This window comes from Trinickia caryophylli (assembly GCF_034424545.1).
In the GTDB taxonomy this organism is placed as follows: Bacteria; Pseudomonadota; Gammaproteobacteria; order Burkholderiales; family Burkholderiaceae; genus Trinickia; species Trinickia caryophylli.
In genome coordinates this window covers 1760713-1781259 of the sequence record NZ_CP139970.1, presented here as the reverse complement: position 1 = coordinate 1781259, position 20547 = coordinate 1760713, and the positions used below count along the sequence as shown (strand labels likewise).

Genomic DNA, 20547 nt, shown 5'->3' with positions numbered 1-20547 from the left:
CGGACTACGGAGAGAAGGCAATGAAAGCTCTGCTCGATCTATTCAAGCAAGTCCAACAAGAAGAAGTTTTCGACGCGATCAAGATCGGTCTCGCTTCGCCCGACAAGATCCGTTCGTGGTCGTTCGGCGAAGTCAAGAAGCCCGAGACGATCAACTACCGCACGTTCAAGCCCGAGCGGGACGGCCTCTTCTGCGCGAAGATCTTCGGCCCGATCAAGGACTACGAGTGCCTGTGCGGCAAGTACAAGCGCTTGAAGCACCGCGGCGTGATCTGCGAGAAGTGCGGCGTGGAAGTCACGCTCGCCAAGGTGCGCCGCGAGCGCATGGGCCACATCGAACTGGCCTCGCCCGTCGCGCACATCTGGTTCCTGAAGTCGCTGCCGTCGCGTTTGGGCATGGTGCTCGACATGACGCTGCGCGACATCGAGCGCGTGCTGTACTTCGAAGCGTACGTGGTGATCGAACCGGGCATGACGCCGCTCAAGGCGCGGCAGATCATGACCGAAGAGGATTACTACAACAAGGTCGAGGAGTACGGTGACGAATTCCGCGCCGAGATGGGCGCGGAAGGCGTGCGCGAGCTCCTGCGCGCGATCAACATCGACGAGCAGGTCGAGCAACTGCGCACCGAGCTCAAGAACACGGGCTCGGAAGCGAAGATCAAGAAGATCGCCAAGCGCCTGAAGGTGCTCGAGGCGTTCCAGCGCTCGGGCATCAAGCCCGAGTGGATGGTGCTCGAGGTGCTGCCCGTGCTGCCGCCCGAGCTGCGTCCGCTCGTGCCGCTCGACGGCGGCCGCTTCGCGACCTCCGACCTGAACGACCTCTATCGCCGCGTCATCAACCGTAACAACCGGTTGAAGCGTCTGCTCGAGCTCAAGGCGCCCGAGATCATCGTGCGCAACGAAAAGCGCATGCTGCAGGAAGCCGTCGACTCGCTGCTCGACAACGGCCGCCGCGGCAAGGCCATGACCGGTGCGAACAAGCGCCCGCTCAAGTCGCTCGCCGACATGATCAAGGGCAAGGGCGGCCGCTTCCGTCAGAACCTGCTCGGCAAGCGCGTCGACTACTCGGGCCGTTCGGTCATCGTGGTGGGCCCGACGCTGAAGCTGCACCAGTGCGGTCTGCCGAAGCTGATGGCGCTCGAACTCTTCAAGCCGTTCATTTTCCACAAGCTGGAAGTGATGGGCGTGGCCACGACGATCAAGGCCGCGAAGAAGGAAGTCGAGAACCAGACGCCGGTGGTGTGGGACATCCTCGAAGAGGTGATCCGCGAGCACCCGGTCATGCTGAACCGTGCGCCGACGCTGCACCGTCTCGGCATCCAGGCGTTCGAGCCCGTGCTGATCGAAGGCAAGGCGATTCAGCTGCACCCGCTCGTTTGCGCGGCGTTCAACGCCGACTTCGACGGCGACCAGATGGCCGTTCACGTGCCGCTGTCGCTCGAAGCGCAGATGGAAGCGCGCACGCTGATGCTCGCCTCGAACAACGTGCTCTTCCCGGCTAACGGCGATCCGTCGATCGTGCCGTCGCAGGATATCGTGCTCGGTCTTTACTACGCCACGCGCGAAGCCGTCAACGGCAAGGGCGAGGGCATGTCGTTTACGGGCGTGTCGGAAGCACTGCGCGCGTACGAGAACAAGGAAGTCGAGCTCGCTTCGCGTGTGAACGTGCGCATCACCGAGATGGTGGCCAACGAGGACACCTCCGAGGGCGCGCCCAAGTTCGTGCCGAAGATCTCGCTTTACGCGACGACGGTCGGCCGCGCGATTCTGTCCGAGATCCTGCCCCCGGGGCTGCCGTTCTCGGTGCTGAACAAGCCGCTCAAGAAGAAGGAAATCTCGCGCCTCATCAATACGGCCTTCCGCCGTTGCGGGCTGCGCGAAACGGTCATCTTCGCCGATCAGCTCATGCAGTCGGGCTTCCGCCTCGCCACGCGCGCCGGCATCTCGATCTGCGTCGACGACATGCTCGTGCCGCCGCAGAAGGAAGTGATCGTCGGCGACGCCGCGAAGAAGGTGAAGGAGTACGACCGTCAGTACATGTCGGGTCTCGTCACCTCGCAAGAGCGCTACAACAACGTGGTCGATATCTGGTCGGCCACGTCGGAAGCGGTCGGCAAGGCGATGATGGAGCAGCTCTCGACGGAGCCCGTCGTCGATCGCGATGGCAAGGAAGTGCGCCAGGAGTCGTTCAACTCCATCTACATGATGGCCGACTCGGGTGCGCGCGGCTCCGCGGTGCAGATCCGTCAGCTCGCCGGTATGCGCGGCCTGATGGCCAAGCCGGATGGCTCGATCATCGAGACGCCGATTACGGCGAACTTCCGCGAAGGCCTGAACGTGCTGCAGTACTTCATCTCGACGCACGGCGCGCGTAAGGGTCTGGCCGATACGGCATTGAAGACGGCAAACTCGGGCTACCTGACGCGTCGTCTCGTCGACGTGACGCAGGATCTCGTTGTGACCGAAGACGATTGCGGCACGTCGAACGGCGTGGCGATGAAGGCGCTCGTCGAAGGCGGTGAAGTCGTCGAAGCGCTGCGCGACCGGATTCTCGGCCGCGTGGCGGTGGCGGACGTCGTCAACCCCGAGACGCAGGAAACGCTGTACGAATCGGGCACGCTGCTCGACGAAGTGGCGGTCGAAGAGATCGAGCGCCTCGGGATCGACGAAGTGCGCGTGCGTACGCCGCTTACCTGCGAAACGCGCTATGGCCTGTGCGCCTCGTGCTACGGCCGCGACCTCGGCCGTGGTTCGCTCGTGAATGTCGGCGAGGCAGTCGGTGTGATCGCCGCGCAGTCGATCGGCGAGCCGGGCACGCAGCTCACGATGCGTACGTTCCACATCGGTGGCGCGGCATCGCGTACGGCGGTGGCTTCGTCGGTCGAAGCGAAGAGCAACGGTACGGTGCGCTTCACGTCGACGATGCGTTACGTGACGAATGCGAAGGGCGAGCAGATCGTCATCTCGCGTTCGGGCGAGGCGATGATCACCGACGATCACGGCCGCGAGCGCGAGCGGCACAAGGTGCCGTACGGCGCGACGCTGCTGCAGCTCGACGGTGCGCAGATCAAGGCGGGCACGCAGCTCGCGACGTGGGATCCGCTCACGCGTCCGATCATCACCGAGTACGGCGGTACGGTGAAGTTCGAGAACGTCGAGGAAGGCGTCACGGTTGCCAAGCAGATCGACGACGTGACGGGTCTTTCGACGCTCGTCGTGATCGACGTGAAGCGCCGCGGTTCGCAGGCGGCCAAGAGCGTTCGCCCGCAGGTGAAGCTGCTCGACGCAAGCGGCGAGGAAGTGAAGATCCCCGGCACCGAGCATTCGGTGCAGATCGGCTTCCAGGTCGGCGCGCTGATCACGGTGAAGGATGGCCAGCAAGTGCAAGTCGGTGAGGTGCTCGCGCGGATTCCGACGGAATCGCAAAAGACGCGTGACATTACCGGTGGTCTGCCGCGTGTGGCCGAACTGTTCGAAGCGCGCTCGCCGAAGGATGCGGGCATCCTCGCCGAAGTCACGGGTACCGTGTCGTTCGGTAAGGACACGAAGGGCAAGCAGCGTCTCGTCATCACCGATCTCGAGGGCAACCAGCACGAGTTCCTGATCGCGAAGGAAAAGCAGGTGCTCGTCCACGATGGTCAAGTCGTCAACAAGGGCGAAATGATCGTGGACGGCCCGGCCGATCCGCACGACATCTTGCGTTTGCAAGGTATCGAGGCGCTGTCGCGCTACATCGTCGACGAAGTGCAGGACGTCTATCGTCTGCAGGGCGTGAAGATCAACGACAAGCACATCGAAGTCATCGTGCGTCAGATGCTGCGCCGTGTGCAGATCACCGACAACGGCGATACGCGTTTCATTCCGGGCGAACAAGTCGAGCGGTCGGACATGCTCGACGAGAACGATCGGATGACCGCGGACGACAAGCGCCCGGCGTCGTACGAAAACGTGCTGCTCGGTATCACGAAGGCGTCGCTGTCGACCGACTCGTTCATCTCGGCGGCATCGTTCCAGGAAACGACGCGCGTGCTGACCGAGGCGGCGATCATGGGCAAGCGCGACGATCTGCGCGGCCTGAAGGAAAACGTGATCGTCGGCCGTCTGATTCCGGCCGGTACGGGTCTCGCGTTCCACAAGGCCCGCAAGACGAAGGAAGCGTCCGATCGCGAGCGCTACGATCAGATCGCGGCCGAAGAGGCATTCGAGTTCGGTACGCCGGCGGGAGAGTCGCCGGCCACGGACGCGCCTGTCGAGGAGCCGCATCAGCAGCACCCGACCGAGTAAGTGCGGGCGGCGTGAGCCGCCGACACCTCCCCGGAAAACGCGCCCCGCAAGGGGCGCGTTTTTTTTGCACCCACCTCATCACCATTGCTTGGTAAGGCAGATCGCCGTTCTTTGTCCAACGTGCCGCGCCCCGTCGTTCTCCCGCGTTGTCGAGCGAGAGGAAGGGACGCGCCACGAGGCCAGGCCCCTCCGACCTCTCTTTTTGATTCCGATCAGTAGCCGCCTTCGCATCGGAGATTATCTTTATGAAGCCGTGAGGCAATGGGCTCTTTCGATGGAACCGCCGTACGGCATCGATAGGAGAATTCTGGATGCGCGTTGCAAGGTGTCAGAGAGATGAGAAGACGCACAGGTTCAACGGGGTATTCGATCAGCTTGCTTGTGTCTGACTCGGTATCGCTGGCCGCAAGGGCGGTCGTCCTTTCCAAGTTGTTGGAGCTTCTTCCGGAGGTGCTCGGGCACGACGATCGTCTGAGCCTTTGTAGAAAGCTCGAAAGCTCACTGTTTGCCGCGTCTCGCTCGAATGGAACAAGCCTTGCCGAAAGCATCGGAAATGGGGCAGCCCAAAGAGCGGAATTCGAACGGGTTCTCGCCGTGCTCGACCCGCGGAGAGTCTAGGTAGGCGACTGCCTCGGCATGCCCTGTCTCTGACTACAACTTTTCGAACGGCCCGGTGCCGACCCGCATGTCAGGGGGTGTGGCAGGGGCCTGGCTTATTGGCTGCCCCCTTGGCCGATTGCGCTCGGCAGGTCCGATGAGATCACGCACCGCCCGAAGCCCGTGCGTAATCGCATCGGTTCAACGCAGCCCCCCCAAAGCCCTTCTGTCTTGCTTCTCGGCTGAAGATCGGAAGCAAGAACCGATTCCCGAAAGCATCCACGCTATCGCTCGATTATGGTACGCAGTCGTCAAAACGACGCACTAACTCAAGATTGCTGCCATGAGAATTTCCCAACCGTCCCCCAGAGTTGATTACCTCGAAGTCAATGAGGGCGAAACCCATTCGTTGAGCGAACAAGCCAACGAAGACGCGGAGCATCGCTCCACCGATTCGAAGCAGGACCCATCCGATCCCGCCGGGTTCACGCATCTCGCCACCGACGACACGAGGATCAAGACACATATCGCGGAGATGTCGCTGCGCACGAAGCGCGACGTTGGTGGTCTGTCCTTGAGCGTCGGGCCGCATCCCTTGCTTTTGCGGGCAACCGAAGCGCTATTGACCCTCATCGGCGGCGAAGGGCAAGATCAGCCAGTTGATGGGGCAGAACGCCTCAAGGGGCTGACGGAGCGTATGCGCCCGGACGACTTGCACAGGGTGCGCCAGACCGTTCGCACGGCGACACAGGCCTTGCTGGCGGTGGCGGTCGCGGAGCATAAATCGAAAGGTACGCTCGTTGCCGAGGCGATCGTCGAGCGATTGGCCAACCCCGGCTCTGAGCGAAAGCCGCCACTTGCACCCGAAATCTCGCAAATCGTCAATCGCGAAATGGGCTCCATGCTCGAGCGGGCGGGCATGCTGTACCTCGTCGGCCGCCATGCGAGGCCTTCGACCACGCAGATGTCGTTCAATTTGCATGCCGCGCTCCAGGCGTTTGCCGCCGAGCTCAAGAGCGAAGCGCTCAGACGCTCCATGTTCGATCGTCACCTCCAACCGGAACAAACGCAGCAAGGCGCCATCTATTTCGATGGCAACGCGCTCGTCAATGTCCTCGGCAAACGCGTCGAGGATCTTGCGCAGGAGCCGTCGCTCATGCGCTTGCCCGGGTATGCGGAGTTGAATGCGCCCGAGCGGCTCGCGTTGGTCACGAAATGGTTGGACGAGCGTGGGCTGGACAGCCAATACACGTTCGGCAGCGTCAATAACGCCATGGCCAGCGTGCTTAAAGCCTCGCTGCTCGCGCGAGGCAAACCGGCGCCGAACCGATACCTCAGCGATGCCGAGCTGTGTCGGGCTTTCGTTGCATTGGTGCACGATTGGGAGGGCGCGCACGGGAGCGTGATCGACCCGCGGATACTTCTCGGGCTCAACCTCGCCAAAGCAGCCGGCATTGTCTTCTCCGGTAATACCCCGCAAGAACGGCTCGCCGACTTGAGCCGCTTTGTCAACGACGTCCTGACCGAGTACGGCGGGCCTCCGCGCTTCGACGAGCGCACGGCGGCGCTCGATAGCCTGGTGCAAGAGAGCGGGCTGAGCAGGGCGCAGCTCACGGTGCCGTTGCGGGCAACCGGCAAGAGCGTGCTCGATACCTTCCTCGATCAGCGCAAAAAGGGGCCGCGTCCGGACGGGTTCGTCGCCACGGATAACGGTACGCGAATATCGATGCCGCCGGTTGCGGATCGCGTGATCGCTGCCGAGTCGGCGTTCAAGGATCAAGACCAGTCCAGCGCCCCTTACTTCATGGCATGGGCCCGCCTGCGGCTGCGCATCGATCGGCTCCCGCAGACCGATACGGCCGTGCAGGCCAAGGCGGCGGAACTCGCGAAGGAGTATCAAAAGCTTCAGAACGAAGCAAAGACGAGCGATACCGGGCCCACGGCGACACCCGCGGACCCGGGCGGTTTCGACCATTGCTCGCCGATCGAGATCATGGCGAACACCTACGGGTGCGCCATGCGTTTCGTGAGGGAGAACGACGCACGGACCGGAGGGAACTTCGGTCACTGGCTCGACAACACGCCCATCGTTTCGAACGTCCTGGGTTTTGCCGAAGGCGTCGATACCGGCAACCTCGAACAGATCATCAACGCGGTCCCGGTGATCTCGAACCTCTATAACGCAGAGGAGGGCGTGCGCACAGGCGACTACAAGCGTGCGGGGATGGCGGCGGTCACGATGGTGCCTTTTGCCGGGTCGGTCGCCGTCATCGTCGATGGCGCGGTCAATCACGACGCCGCCGAGGTGGTGGGCGGCATCGAGGGCCTCGGGCTCGACTTTTTGACCAGCGGCGGAACACACACACAAACAAGCCGCGGGGGCTTTCGCAACGTCGTCGCCCATTCGGCCGTGGACGATGCGCGCGTCACGCGACGTGCGATTCCGCACGAGGCGATTCCCCCGGCACTGAGAGTGCACGTCGACCATAGCCTCACCGCGCTGCAGGACCTCGGGTTCGCTCACGACGAGAGGGCGCTCAAAGTCGAGTTCGTCGACGCCAACGAAGCGAGCCAATCGCGCTCGAATGCTCGCAAGCCCATATCGGCTGTTACCTCGCCGGACGCCGCGCGGCTCGTGGCGCAACTCGATGGTTACGAGGTCAAGACCCGGCCGGCAACGTTGCAAAAGAGCGCATCGGGCATGCTCTGGGACCCCGGTACCGCAGCCCATTACGCCGAGTTCGAGGGCAATACCTATCGCGTCGCGCCCGATCACGCGAAAACAACGCCGCAAAGGCCAATCTGGAACGTGGTTTCTCCCGACGGCTCGCACCGGATAGCGACCTTGTCGTTGGAGTACAAAATCAATCCGCGCGCGCGCGAGGGCTACTGGCGGGTAGCAAAAGAGACGCCCGGCCTCAAGGGAGGCGGAGAAACCATCAATATCGATTCGGTTGTCGAGAAGTACTACGAAGCGCCGCAATGGGGCCGCGAAATAGGTCAGGCGTTCAAGAACGTTCTAGCGGAAATCAAGGAGCGGAACGAAACATTGGAATTGGGCTTGGGCGAGGACGTCGACAGTTTGTCCGCTTCGCTGAACCAGGTGAAAAGCGTACTGGAAAAACTGGTGGCGGGGAGCATCGACAAAGCCACGGCGAGCGCCGAGGCAAATCGGTGTGCGCAGGCGTTCATCCAGAAACTCAGCGACGTCGGCCCGAGGATCAACAAGAAACTGGAAGCGGTGGCCCGAATCAAGCGGACGGTCGGCGCCGTGGTGACCGGCACTGTAGCCGGGGAAAAGACGGAGGGAAAGATCATGCGCTTGATGTCGGAGGCCGAGGCCAGGCAAATCAAGGCGGAACGGGCGCTCAAGCAGGGCGGGCGTGCGTTCGAGCAGCACAAGTGGTTCTACACGGACGAGAGTAAGCTGCCGATCGCAAACAAATCTTCGCCTTTTCGACTCGAAATCAACGTTCCGAAGCGCATGATCGCCGAGATATTCGACGCGGCCAGCGACGATCCTCAGGGAACGCTTGAGCCGTTCAGGCATAAACCGGGTACGACGGAAGGCAACGCGAGTGCACTGGAGCAGCACGAGCCCGGCGCATTCGGCGTTCAGCGGTTCGGACTCCCCGAGTTCTCCGAACTGCTCGACAAGTATGAATGGAAACTCGTGAACCTGGAGACGAAGAAGATGCTGTAGCGCGCGCCCGGACGATCGTGACTGGTCGATACGCGGCGGCGACGTGTATCGAGCCGCCGCGTGGAGCGCCGGATGCCACCGACGCCACCGACGCGGCGGATGCTCGAGCTGGCGCAGCCCGCGATGAACCGTCAGCGTCCGTCGTCGTAATCGGCTACGAGTATCGCGTTCGACACGGCATCGTAGGCGCTCACGAGCAGATAGTGCATGCCGTTGCGTGGCGAGCCGATAGCGATCGCATCGCGGTTGCCGTAGCGAGTGGATTTTGCGTCGTAGGACCGGGTGGTGGCAGGGGCGCCGAACCTGGTGTAGAGGTCGCCGTCGCCGCGGCCCCCGGACAGCTTGAAGCTGAGGTTCTTGGCGCTGGGCGGCACGGCGAGCCGATAGGTCTTGCTTTCGCCTTCCGCCAGCGTGATGCCCGACACCGGCTGACCCTTGACGAGCGTATCGGTGCTGCCAGAGCTGCACTTGACCCCCACCGCGTCGAATGCCGCCGTCACGTCGGCTACCGGATAGCCGCGATCTTGCGCTGCTTTCTCGACGCCGCATGCCGCCTGGTCGAACGTGGCCTCGGATGTCCAGTAGAGACGGTTGGCATCGGCCATCACTTCGAACGCACGGCGCACGTCCCAGCCCTGCGCGGTCGCGATCATATAGAAGGCCTTGTTGAATACCCCGCTCGTGCGGTGGACGTCCAGATCGCTGCGGTAGTCCTTGGCATTCTCGATCGAGCGGCCGTCCTTCGATGGATTGGCCATGTACCGCAGTGCCCCGTCGCCCTTGAAGATCGTTGCGCCGACGAGAAAGTCGCTTTTACCTCGCATGTAGAACTCCGACGCCTCGCCGGCCATGTCGGAGAATGCCTCGTTGATGCCGCCGGACATCCCGCTGTAGACGAGATTCGAGTGCTGCTCGGTGAAGCCGTGGCTGATCTCGTGCCCGGCCACGTCGAGCGAGACGAGCGGATAAAACCTCGATGCGCCATCGCCGAAGCTCATCGCAGTACCGTCCCAAAACGCGTTTTCGTATTCGGTGCCGTAATGAACCTTCATGTACAAGGTCTGCGTGATCGGTCGCACGCTGAGCCAGTCGTTGTACATGTTGAAAACGACGTGACCGAAATAGTGAGCATCGTTGAGCGGCGAATAGGCGCCGTTGATCTCGCGATAGGTGTTGCGCGGACATGCGAAGCGATACGGCGTATCGCCGCTCGTGCCGTTTTGCAGATCGACCGTGATGACGTTCGGTGTGGACATCCGGCAGTCGTCATCGACGATCAACGGCCCGAAGTCCTTGCCATACTCGTATCGACCGGTCTTGACGTTTCCTCCCGGGCCGGTGGCTTCGCGGTAGGCAATGCCCTCCCACCTTTTCAGAACCGTGCCGTTGTTGCCGTCGATCATGAAATGCGGGCGGCTCGGCGCACGCGCGCTCTTGTCGATGAACGAGACTACATAGACGAGCCGCGCCACCTCGCTGCGATCGGGATGGACGTAGAGCTGGACCTGCTCGTTGTCGGTGAGCGTGGCATTCGCGAGCGCTTTTGCCTGCGCGAGCACATCCGCTTTCGAAAAGATCGGCTTGGCGCTGGGTAGGTCGTTGGCGATATTGCGCAGCAATACGCCCGAAATACTCATTTTCTTCTGGTCTTTAGCCTTTCTTTCGGTAACGGCCGTATTCCATACCGGTACGCCCTGGAAATACTGTTGATACCGGGTAACCACCGTTCCATTGACATGCTTTTGCTTGTCTACAGGTTTGAGTTCGTCGGCACTGACGCCGAGCACGGTGGGTGCGTCCAGGTTTTTTCCCATCGCGACATCGTCCGGAACGGACCTTTCGACATCGATGCGGGTGGCCGCTTGGGACATGCCGAACGACGTGGCTGAGATGGCCGTTACCAACAGCGTTGCGGTCAAGCGGTGTTGCCCTTGGCGAAATGAAAACTTCATGACCCCTCCTGGCCGGCCGACGGGCCGGCGATCGATATGAGCAATCGGGTAACGTCTCGAAACAAAAGCATTTAAAACGCACGCCTGAATTCAGTGCGCTCGTTTTAGATAAAGCGTTTGTTTGAGCTATGCGAAATCGATGTCTGCCAGTTACGTGGCGTGTTTTTCGTGGAGGGAAGTGTAGGGCGTGGTTTAATTTTGAGAAGGGATTTTAATTTGTGTCTGTGTCAAATTTCTATTTTTGGCATAAAACCTCATTCAGTTGCCAGGCGCGCTTGCCGTGCCTGGCAACGAGGCGGTACCCGGCACGGCAAGCGACATGGGTGGGCTTATGCGGCCCGTATCGTTATGGCGCCCGCTACGCCTGCACAGGGCCGCGTCGCGGGGCTTGCTTTAGTCAGGCCGCGGCGCCCGCCGGGCTCGCCGACGTCTCGAGCTCCTTGATCGTCTGCGCCATTTTCGCGAGCACGGCACGTGCATCGCCGTAGATCATGTTGCAGTTGTCGGCGTAGAACAGTTCGTTTTCGACACCCGCGTAGCCACGGCCTTCGCCGCGTTTGATCACATATACCTGGTGCGCCTGATCGACGTTGAGAATGGGCATGCCGTAGATGGGCGACGTCTTGTTGCTCCGCGCGGCAGGATTGACCACGTCATTGGCGCCGATGACAAGCGCGACGTCGGCCGTCTTGAACTCGTCGTTGATCTCGCTCAGCTCGAAGAGCAGGTCGTAGGGCACGCCCGCTTCCGCGAGCAGCACGTCCATGTGGCCCGGCATGCGGCCGGCGACGGGATGGATCGCGAACTTCACCTCGACGCCCGACGCCTGCAGGAGCGTTACGAACTCCGCGAGCTTCTGTTGCGCCTGGGCGGCGGCGAGTCCATACCCGGGCGCGATGATGACCTTGCCGGCATAGCGCATCGACAGTGCGGCGTCGCTCGCCTCGACCGGCTTGAGCCGCCCCTTGATTTCGCTCGATGCCTCGAGGCTCACGTCGCCGAAATTGCTGAAGAGCACGTTGGCGACAGAACGGTTCATCGCTTTTGCCATCAGCAGCGTAAGCAGCGTACCGGCCGAGCCCACCACCATGCCCGCCACCATCAGCGCGGGGTTTTGCAGGACGAAGCCTTCGAGCCCGACGGCGAGGCCGGTGAACGCGTTGTAAAGCGAGATGACGACGGGCATGTCGGCGCCGCCGATCGGCAACGTCATCATGACGCCGAACGCGAGTGCTGCGCCAAAGAACAGAACGATGGCGGCCGTCATCGCGGGCGCGTCGCCGCCCCCCGCCGTACCGGCCGCGCTCCTCGCGATGAGCGCGGCGCCGAGCCCGAGCGCCGAGAGCAGCACGGCCCCGTTGATCCATTGCTGTCCTTTCACGCGCCACGGCTTGTTCAGGCGCCCGTCGAGCTTGGCCCAGGCGATGAGCGAGCCGGAGAGCGAGACGGACCCGATCAGGCCGCCCACGATCGTTACGGCGAGCGAAAGGGCGCCGCCGCCGTGCGGTTGCGCGAGTTCGGCGGCCGCGATGGCGCCGGCGGCCCCGCCGCCCATGCCGTTGTAGAGCGCGACCATTTGCGGCATGGCCGTGATGGCGACACGTTTGCCGCTCCACCATGCCCAGCCGAGACCGATCGCAAGCGCCGCGGCAGCGAGCACGACGTTCGTGCCAAGACGCGGGCGCGCGGCTTCGTTGACACCGAAAACGTAGAGGAAGCTCGCGAGTATGGCGACGAGCATGCCGGCGCCGGCGATCTTCATGCCGAGGTGCGCGGTAGCCGGCGACGACATGCGCTTGATGCCGTAGACGAACAGTGCGGTGGCGGCGAGCCCGCTGGCGCCGATGAGAAGGTCGATGGTCATGGTGGCTCCTCAGCGCTTGGCGGTGCCGCTCGGCTTGAACATCTGCAGCATCCGCTCGGTCACGATATAGCCGCCGCCCACATTGCCGGCACCGAGCAGCACGCCGACGAAGCCGATGGCCTGCCCCGTTACGGTACTGGCGTTCAGGAGCGCATAGAGCGCGCCCACCACGACGATGCCGTGCACGAAGTTCGAGCCGGACATCAGCGGCGTATGCAGGATGGCGGGCACGCGCGAAATGACTTCGTATCCGGTGAAGGCCGCGAGCATGTAGACGTAGAGCGCGACGAAGCCGGTGATGGCGATGGGTGCATCCATGATGGTTCTCCGCTTGAGAGGCGTTCAGGCCGCGCTCACGTGCTTGCGCGCGGCGTCGTTCGTGATCTCGCTGCCGCGCGTGAGCAGCATTTTCGCGATCACTTCGTCGTTCCAGTCGGGTGCGAGCGCCTTGTCGCGAATCAGCAGCTCGAGCAGGTTGAGCACATTCTTCGCATAGAGCTCGCTCGCGTGTTCGCCGAGCAGCGATGGCACGTTCAACGGCGCGACGATCGTGACCTCGCCGATATCGACGATTTCGCCCGGCTGCGTGCACGCGCAGTTGCCGCCGCCGTCGGCTGCGAGATCGACGATCACGGCGCCCGGTTTCATCCCTTTGACCTGTGCTTCGCCGATCAACTTCGGCGAGGGGCGGCCCGGCACGGAGGCCGTGGTCACGATGAGGTCGGCGGCCTGGATGTGCCTGGTCAGCGCTTCGTCGACGCGCCGCTTTTCGTCGTCGGTCAGCTCGCGCGCATAACCGCCTTCGCCGCGCGCGTCGACGCCCGTCTCGACGAATTTCGCACCGAGCGAGGCGGCTTCGTTGCGCGTTTCGGGCCGCACGTCATAACCTTCGACCACGGCGCCGAGCCGGTGCGCCGTCGCGATCGCCTGGAGCCCGGCCACGCCGAGGCCCATGACGAGCACGGTAGCCGGCCGCAGCGAGCCGGCTGCCGTCGTCATACGCGGCAGCACGCGCGCGAGGTGCGTCGTGCCGAGGAGCACGGCGTAGTAACCGGCGAGCGCGGCCTGGCTCGACAAGGCGTCGAGTGCCTGGGCGCGGCTGATGCGCGGTACGAGTTCCATCGCGAAGCAGGTGATGTTCCGGTCGCGCAGCAGTTTGACGAGCTCGTCCTCCTTTTGCGCGTAGACAAACGAAATGAGGATCGTGCCGGGCCTCATCGCTTCGATGATGTCTCTTGCCGGCAATTGCACCGCGAGCACGATGTCGGCGCCGGCGACGAGCGTGCGCGCATCGGCCACGATCGTCGCACTCGTGTAGACGCGGTCCGGCAGCTTCACCCCCGCGCCCGCGCCGGCTTGCAGATAGACGTCGCACCCGAGCCGCGCCAGCGCGGCGGCTACCGTCGGCACCGTTGCCACGCGCCGCTCGTGCGGCCGCGTTTCCTTCAACACTGCAACCTTGATGGCCATCCGATTCTCCTGTCGAGGGCGCCGCGCGCGGCCCGCCGGCGCATGCCGTGGGAGGACGGCGCGTTGGCGCGTCGCCCTCCCGTTGCATTGCGGAACTGCACCTGGGCTTAGAAGAGGCCGAGCGCCTCGGTGCTGTAGCTCACGAGCAGGTTCTTCGTCTGCTGGTAGTGGTCGAGAATCATCTTGTGCGTTTCGCGCCCGAAGCCCGATTGCTTGTAGCCGCCGAACGCCGCATGCGCGGGATAGATGTGATAACAGTTGGTCCATACGCGCCCGGCCTGAATTTCGCGGCCCACGCGGTAGGTGTTGTTGACGTTGCGCGACCACACGCCGGCCCCGAGCCCGTACACCGTATCGTTGCCAATGGCGATCGCATCTTCGATGTTCTTGAACGGTGTGACCGAGAGCACGGGTCCGAAGATCTCTTCCTGGAAGATGCGCATCTTGTTGTGCCCGACGAACACGGTCGGCTTGACGTAGTAGCCGTTCTTCAGCGGGCCGTCGAGTTCGGCGCGTGCGCCGCCGGTCATGCACTTCGCGCCTTCCTGCTTGCCGATGTCGATGTACTCGAGGATTTTTTCGAGCTGGCCGTGCGAGCATTGCGCGCCCATTTGCGTTGACGGATCGAGCGGATCGCCTACCTTGATCCGCGCCACACGTTCCACGGCTTTCTCCATGAACCGGTCGAAGATCGACTCCTGCACGAGCGCCCTCGAAGGGCAGGTGCAGACTTCGCCCTTGTTGAACGCGAAGAGCGCAAAGCCTTCGAGCGCCTTGTCGAGGAAGCCGTCATCGTCATCCATCACGTCGGCGAAGAAGATATTGGGCGATTTGCCGCCGAGCTCCATCGTTTGTGGAATGATCGTTTCGGCCGCATAGCGCATGATTTGCCGGCCCGTCGTCGTTTCGCCGGTAAACGCCACCTTGGCAATGCGCGGGCTGCTCGCGAGCGGCGTGCCGACTTCCGAGCCGTGCCCGAAAACGATGTTGAGCACGCCGGCGGGCAGGAGGTCGCCGACGAGATCCATCAGCACCGCGAGGCTCATCGGTGTATCGGAGGCCGGCTTCATGATGACGCAATTGCCGGCGGCGAGCGCGGGCGCGAGCTTCCAGGCGGCCATCAGCAGCGGGAAGTTCCACGGGATGATCTGCGCTACCACGCCTAGCGGCTCGCGGAAGTGATAGGCGACCGTGTTGTAGTCGATCTCGCCGATCGAGCCTTCTTCGGCGCGAATGCAACTGGCGAAGTAGCGGAAGTGATCGGCGGCCAGCGGCACGTCCGCATTGAGCGTTTCGCGGATCGGCTTGCCGTTGTCGCGCGTTTCGACGCGAGCGAGCAGTTCGCGATGTTCGTCCATGCGATCGGCGATCTTGTTCAGGATCCGCGCGCGCTCGGCGGGCGACGTGCGTGCCCATTTTTCGCGTGCGGCGTGGGCGGCATCGAGTGCGCGTTCGACGTCTTCGGCATCGGAGCGCGCGATCTCGCAAAGTGTGCTGCCGTCGATCGGGCTCTTGTCGGTGAAATAGCGCCCCGCGGCCGGTGCTCGCCACGCGCCGCCGATGAAGTTGTCGTAACGGGCGCGCAGAATTTCCGCGTCGAGTCGGGAGGGCTGGGTTTTGTCGAGCATCGGGTTCTCCTTGAGGGCGGCACGTGCAGCCGGGGTGAAAGCGGGGCCCGGCGGCTCGTGCGAACCGTCGGGGAACCGTTCGTCCTGCAGGAGGCCACGATGCGCCGAACGCGCGGGGGGCGTTTTAACCTGGATCAACATTCGGGGCGGGTGCGTCACGTTGTCCTTTCGTTGTCCTTTGTGCGACCGACGATGCACCTTGCGCGTGCATGAAAAAGGGCAGCCCGCAGCTGCCCTTTCAACGCTGTGCCGCACCGATGGCGGCGGCCGATGTCTATTTACGCGGCGGCCATCTTGAACACCGATACCGCCTGTTTGAGCTCGGTGGCCTGTTGCTCGAGCAATTCCGCAGCCGAGGCCGCGCGCTGCACGAGCGCCGCGTTTTCCTGCGTCACGCGGTCCATCTCGCCGATCACCTGATTAACCTCCTCGATGCCGCGGCTTTGCTCGTCGGACGCGGCGGCGATTTCGCCGACGATGCCCGATACGCGCTCGATGGCGTCCTTTACCTGGCTCACCGTTTCGCCGACGCGCCCGGCCTGCGCCGTGCCGTCATGCACGATCGCGGCCGACGATTCGATGAGATCCTTGATTTCCTTGGCCGCGGCCGATGCGCGCTGCGCGAGGCTGCGCACCTCGCCGGCCACCACGGCGAAGCCGCGGCCTTGTTCGCCCGCGCGCGCGGCTTCGACGGCCGCGTTGAGGGCGAGGATGTTCGTCTGGAACGCGATACCTTCGATGAGCGCCGTGATATCGGAGATCTTCGACGAGCTGTCGTTGATGCTGCGCATCGTCGCGAGCATCGTCGCCACGGTCTCGTCCGCGGTTGCGGCAACATCGGCTGCGTCGACCGCGAGCGATTTCGCTTGCCCCGCGTTGTCGGCGTTTTGCCGCACTGTTTGCGTGAGTTCCTCCATCGTGGCCGCCGTCTGCTGCAGCGAGGCCGCCTGACGCTCGGTACGCTCGGACAGGTCGCGGTTCGTTGCCGAGATCGCGTTCGATGCCTGCGTGACCGATTCGGCGCCGCCGCGGATGGAGCGAACGGCGAGGCGAAGCGCGTCGCGCATCTGCGCGGTGGCCGCAAGAATGCCGGCGGCGCGTCGGCCGGCGGTAGTCGAGACGTCCGTATCGAGATTGCCCGCGGCGATGTCGCCGACCGCGCGGGCGACGACCGCGGGCTCGCCGCCGACTTCCCGCGTGATCGAGCGCGTGACGGCCCACCCGAAGCCGAGCGAAACGATGACGCCGACCGCAGAGCACGCGACGATCCACCAGGTCACGTTCGAGACGAGGTCGACGCCGGCCAGTGCTTTCTCCTGTGCGCCATCGTTGCGCACGTCGGAGAAGGCGATGAGGGTCTTGCGGATCTTTACGTGCAATCCGTCGGTGCGGCTTTGCATTTCGGCGAGCGCGGCCGCCTGATCGCCTTGCTTCGCGGCCTCCTCGACCTTCCGGACCGACGCGAGATACTCCGGCCAGATCGAATCGAAATCGGCCACGAGCTGCTTTTGCCTGTCGTTGAGCGGATGGGCGCGCTCGTAGTCGATCGCGGCCGTCACCGCCGCTTCGCCCTTGCTGTTGAACGCGAGCGTCTCTTCGCGGCCTTTGGGGTCGGTCTTGACCACGTAGTCGTAAAGGCGCCGGTAGTGCGCCGCCGCTTGCCACGACGCGGTGCCGATCTGGCGGATCGGCACGACTTCGGTTTCGTACATCGCCGTTTGCATCGCGGCCAGCTCGCGCATGCGCGTCGCGCCGACGGCACCGACGACGATCGTCAGCAGCGCGCAGATCGAGAATGCGCAAAAGAGTCGTTGCCCGAGGCTCAACTGGTTAAACCATTTCATATCAAGTGGACCGTTCGTCGTGGCCACGCGCTCGCCGCGCGTCGATGGGGGGTGAAAGTTTCCGAAGCGACGAGGCGCGGCCGGCGGACCGGCTTCGCACCTCGCACGCATTCGGGCGGAAATCGGAGTCGAGAGCGACGCGCTGCTTCGCGCCGCCTGAACGTGTCATCGGCATCCATCTTTATAGTCTTGAGGCCGGCCGGTGCCGTGCGCGGCGATTTGCAGGGTTAGTCCCGATGCGGCCGCCGCGCCATGCGCCTGGCGACTACATCGGGTATTCCTTTCGTCACGTTCGTTGCGCTGGGCCCTCCGGGTGGCGGGCACACGCCGGCGGGCGCCGTGAACCGGCTTCAAGCTCCGCCGATCGGCCATGACGGACGAGGCCACGGCGGCAGGCGCGCGGCAATTGCTAGAATGGCGGCCATTCGCTGCCAGCCGTCCTGCCCATCGCCTCCATGTCGCGCCCTCTGGAAATCCTCAATGAAGTCTTCGGTTACCCCGCTTTCCGTGGGCACCAGCGCGATATCGTCGAGCATGTCGCAGGCGGCGGCGACTGTCTCGTGCTCATGCCGACGGGCGGTGGCAAGTCGCTTTGCTATCAGATCCCGTCGCTAGTGCGCAACGAAGCCGGGCTTGGCGCGGGCATCGTCGTCTCGCCGCTGATCGCGCTGATGCAGGATCAGGTCGCGGCGCTGACCGAACTCGGCGTACGCGCGGCGTATCTGAACTCGACGCTCTCGGGAGCCGAGGCCGCCTCGATCGAGCGGGCGCTGCGGGCGGGCGAGCTCGATTTGCTCTACGTCGCGCCCGAGCGCCTGATGACGCCGCGTTTTCTCGATTTGCTCGAACGTGCGCGCATCGGCCTTTTCGCGATCGACGAGGCGCACTGCGTGTCGCAGTGGGGGCACGACTTCCGCCCCGAGTACATCCAGCTGTCGGTGCTGCACGAGCGCTTCCCGGCGGTGCCGCGCATCGCGCTCACGGCCACGGCAGACGCGATCACGCGCGACGAGATCGTGCACCGACTGGCGCTCGATGACGCCCGGATCTTCGTCTCGAGCTTCGACCGGCCGAACATCCGCTACCGCATCGTCGAGAAGGACAATGCGCGCTCGCAACTGCTCGAGTTCATCCGTGCGGAGCATATGAACGCGGACGGCACGAGCGATGCGGGCGTGGTGTACTGCCTGTCGCGCCGCAAGGTCGAAGAGACGGCCGAGTGGCTCAAGGCGCAGGGCCTGCGCGCGTTGCCTTACCACGCGGGGATGGAGTTCGAGGTGCGCCAGCGCCATCAGGAGATGTTCCAGCGCGAGGAGGGCATCGTGATGTGCGCGACGATCGCCTTCGGCATGGGCATCGACAAGCCCGACGTGCGTTTCGTCGCTCACCTCGATTTGCCGAAGAGCGTCGAAGGTTATTACCAGGAGACGGGGCGTGCGGGACGCGACGGCCTGCCGGCTAATGCCTGGATGGCTTATGGGCTCGGCGACGTCGTGCAGCAGCGCAAGATGATCGACGAATCGGATGCGGACGATGCCCACAAGCGCGTTCAGTCCGGCAAGCTCGATGCGCTGCTCGGCCTGTGCGAGACGGCCTCGTGCCGCCGCGTGCGGCTTCTCGCCTACTTCGGCGAGGCGAGCGAGCCGTGCGGCAATTGCGACACCTGCCTGGAGCCGCCTGCATCGTGGGATGCGACGCGCGAGGCGCAGATGGCGCTGTCATGCGTCTTTCGCGCCCAGCGCGCAAGCGGCTTCAACTTCGGCGCAGGCCATCTGATCGACATTCTGCGCGCAAACCGCACCGAAAAAGTCCTGCAGCGCGGGCACGAGGCGCTGAGCACGTTCGGCATCGGCGCGGAACTCTCGGATGCCGAGTGGCGCGCGGTTTTTCGCCAGCTCGTCGCATTCGGCTACCTGGCAGTCGATCACGACGGCTTCGGTGCGCTCGTGTTGACCGAGGCGAGCAAGCCCGTGCTCAAGGGCGAGCAAAAGGTGACGCTCAGGCGCTACGTGAAGCCGCAGCGTACGCGGCAGGGCTCGGGACGCAGCGCGCAGCGCGCCGATCCGGCGGCAGGCATGGGGCCGCGCGAGCGTGCCTGCTGGGAGCGGCTGCGCGCCTGGCGCACCGACACGGCCAAACGCGACGGCGTGCCGGCCTATCTGATCTTCCATGATGCGACGCTCGCCGAGATCGCGCGCAATGCGCCCGATACCGTCGACGACCTGCGGCACATTCCGGGCATCGGCGCGCGCAAGCTCGAACGTTTCGCTGACGAACTACTGGACGTCGTCGGGGCGAATTGATGGTGCCCTGATTGTTGCCCGGGGGCGGCGCCTGCGGGCGGGCATCGGTACGCCTTGGCGGGCGCCATGGCCGTCCCGGCCGCGCGCGCGGCGCCTCTGCCGGCGGATGCGGGGCGAGGCCGCGCAAGCTATTGACGCGCTTGACCTTTTCGCCATATCATGCCGGGTTCCTGTTCGTGGCACTTTGGTGCCCGGCTCCCGCACATCGCCCAATGGGTTCACAGCGGGTTCACATTGGGTTCAAGCGAGTCGCAAGCGAGCTGCAAGCGCGGTTGCGGGCGGATCGCTTGATCCCGAGCGCCGCGTCGGCGTGCCGGCGGCTTCGGCAGGAATGCTTTGGGCGCGCCACCTGTTCCGCTTTGCCCGGTCAGGCGGTGCGTCGATTTCGTTTAATTTCGGGAATAAACAATGCCAACCATCAATCAATTGGTTCGCAAAGGCCGTGAGTCGGAAACGACGAAAAGCAAGAGCCCGGCCCTGCAGAACTGCCCTCAGCGTCGCGGTGTGTGCACGCGTGTGTACACCACGACGCCGAAGAAGCCGAACTCGGCACTCCGTAAGGTGGCCAAGGTTCGTCTGACGAACGGCTTCGAAGTCATTTCGTACATCGGTGGTGAAGGCCACAACCTGCAAGAGCACTCGGTCGTGCTGATCCGCGGCGGCCGTGTGAAGGACTTGCCGGGTGTGCGTTACCACATGGTCCGCGGCTCGCTCGATACGCAGGGCGTGAAGGATCGTAAGCAAGCTCGCTCGAAGTACGGTGCGAAGCGCGCGAAGGCTGGCAAGTAAGCAGCTTTCGGAATCGAAGGCGGTGGTGCCGGAATGCCGGTGCTGTCGAGTAAGTGGTCACCCGGCCAAGCTGGTTAGTCGCAGGATCGATCGGGTTAGTTGGTGGCCGCG

Annotated in this window: 10 protein-coding genes; 4 read left to right on the top strand and 6 right to left on the bottom strand. The window is 63.8% G+C overall.

Annotated elements, in window-relative coordinates; all coding sequences use genetic code 11:
- Positions 1-20 precede the first annotated feature (20 nt).
- Positions 21-4286 (top strand): DNA-directed RNA polymerase subunit beta', encoded by a 4266-nt coding sequence (gene rpoC / locus U0034_RS08155; RefSeq protein WP_085228333.1) that lies wholly within the window; start codon positions 21-23, stop codon positions 4284-4286.
- Between the two features lie 940 nt (positions 4287-5226).
- Positions 5227-8586: a hypothetical protein gene (locus tag U0034_RS08150; RefSeq protein WP_139831168.1), complete on the top strand. Its 3360-nt coding sequence runs from the start codon at positions 5227-5229 to the stop codon at positions 8584-8586.
- Positions 8587-8717: 131 nt separating this feature from the next.
- On the opposite strand, the gene U0034_RS08145 is transcribed toward U0034_RS08150, so the two are convergent.
- The 6 genes from U0034_RS08145 to U0034_RS08120 form a co-directional block, all read right to left on the bottom strand.
- A complete protein-coding gene (locus U0034_RS08145; RefSeq protein ID WP_085228331.1) occupies positions 8718-10538 on the bottom strand; it encodes a M4 family metallopeptidase in 1821 nt (606 codons plus the stop codon).
- 397 nt (positions 10539-10935) lie between these two features.
- A complete protein-coding gene (locus tag U0034_RS08140) occupies positions 10936-12402 on the bottom strand; it encodes an NAD(P)(+) transhydrogenase (Re/Si-specific) subunit beta (protein ID WP_085228330.1) in 1467 nt (488 codons plus the stop codon).
- A gap of 9 nt (positions 12403-12411) precedes the next feature.
- A complete protein-coding gene (locus U0034_RS08135; protein WP_085228329.1) occupies positions 12412-12720 on the bottom strand; it encodes an NAD(P) transhydrogenase subunit alpha in 309 nt (102 codons plus the stop codon).
- A 24-nt stretch (positions 12721-12744) separates the two neighbouring features.
- Positions 12745-13872, bottom strand: coding sequence for an NAD(P) transhydrogenase subunit alpha (locus U0034_RS08130; protein WP_085228328.1), 1128 nt, complete (start codon positions 13870-13872; stop codon positions 12745-12747).
- 107 nt (positions 13873-13979) lie between these two features.
- Positions 13980-15500, bottom strand: coding sequence for an aldehyde dehydrogenase family protein (locus U0034_RS08125; protein ID WP_085228359.1), 1521 nt, complete (start codon positions 15498-15500; stop codon positions 13980-13982).
- Between the two features lie 278 nt (positions 15501-15778).
- On the bottom strand, positions 15779-17344 hold the full coding sequence (locus U0034_RS08120; RefSeq protein ID WP_085228327.1) for a methyl-accepting chemotaxis protein: 1566 nt from the start codon (positions 17342-17344) through the stop codon (positions 15779-15781).
- A 455-nt stretch (positions 17345-17799) separates the two neighbouring features.
- Here U0034_RS08120 and recQ point away from each other — a divergent pair, with 455 nt between their 5' ends.
- On the top strand, positions 17800-19647 hold the full coding sequence (gene recQ, locus U0034_RS08115; RefSeq protein WP_085228326.1) for a DNA helicase RecQ: 1848 nt from the start codon (positions 17800-17802) through the stop codon (positions 19645-19647).
- Positions 19648-20055: 408 nt separating this feature from the next.
- Positions 20056-20436, top strand: coding sequence for a 30S ribosomal protein S12 (rpsL, locus tag U0034_RS08110; RefSeq protein WP_085228325.1), 381 nt, complete (start codon positions 20056-20058; stop codon positions 20434-20436).
- Positions 20437-20547: the final 111 nt, after the last annotated feature.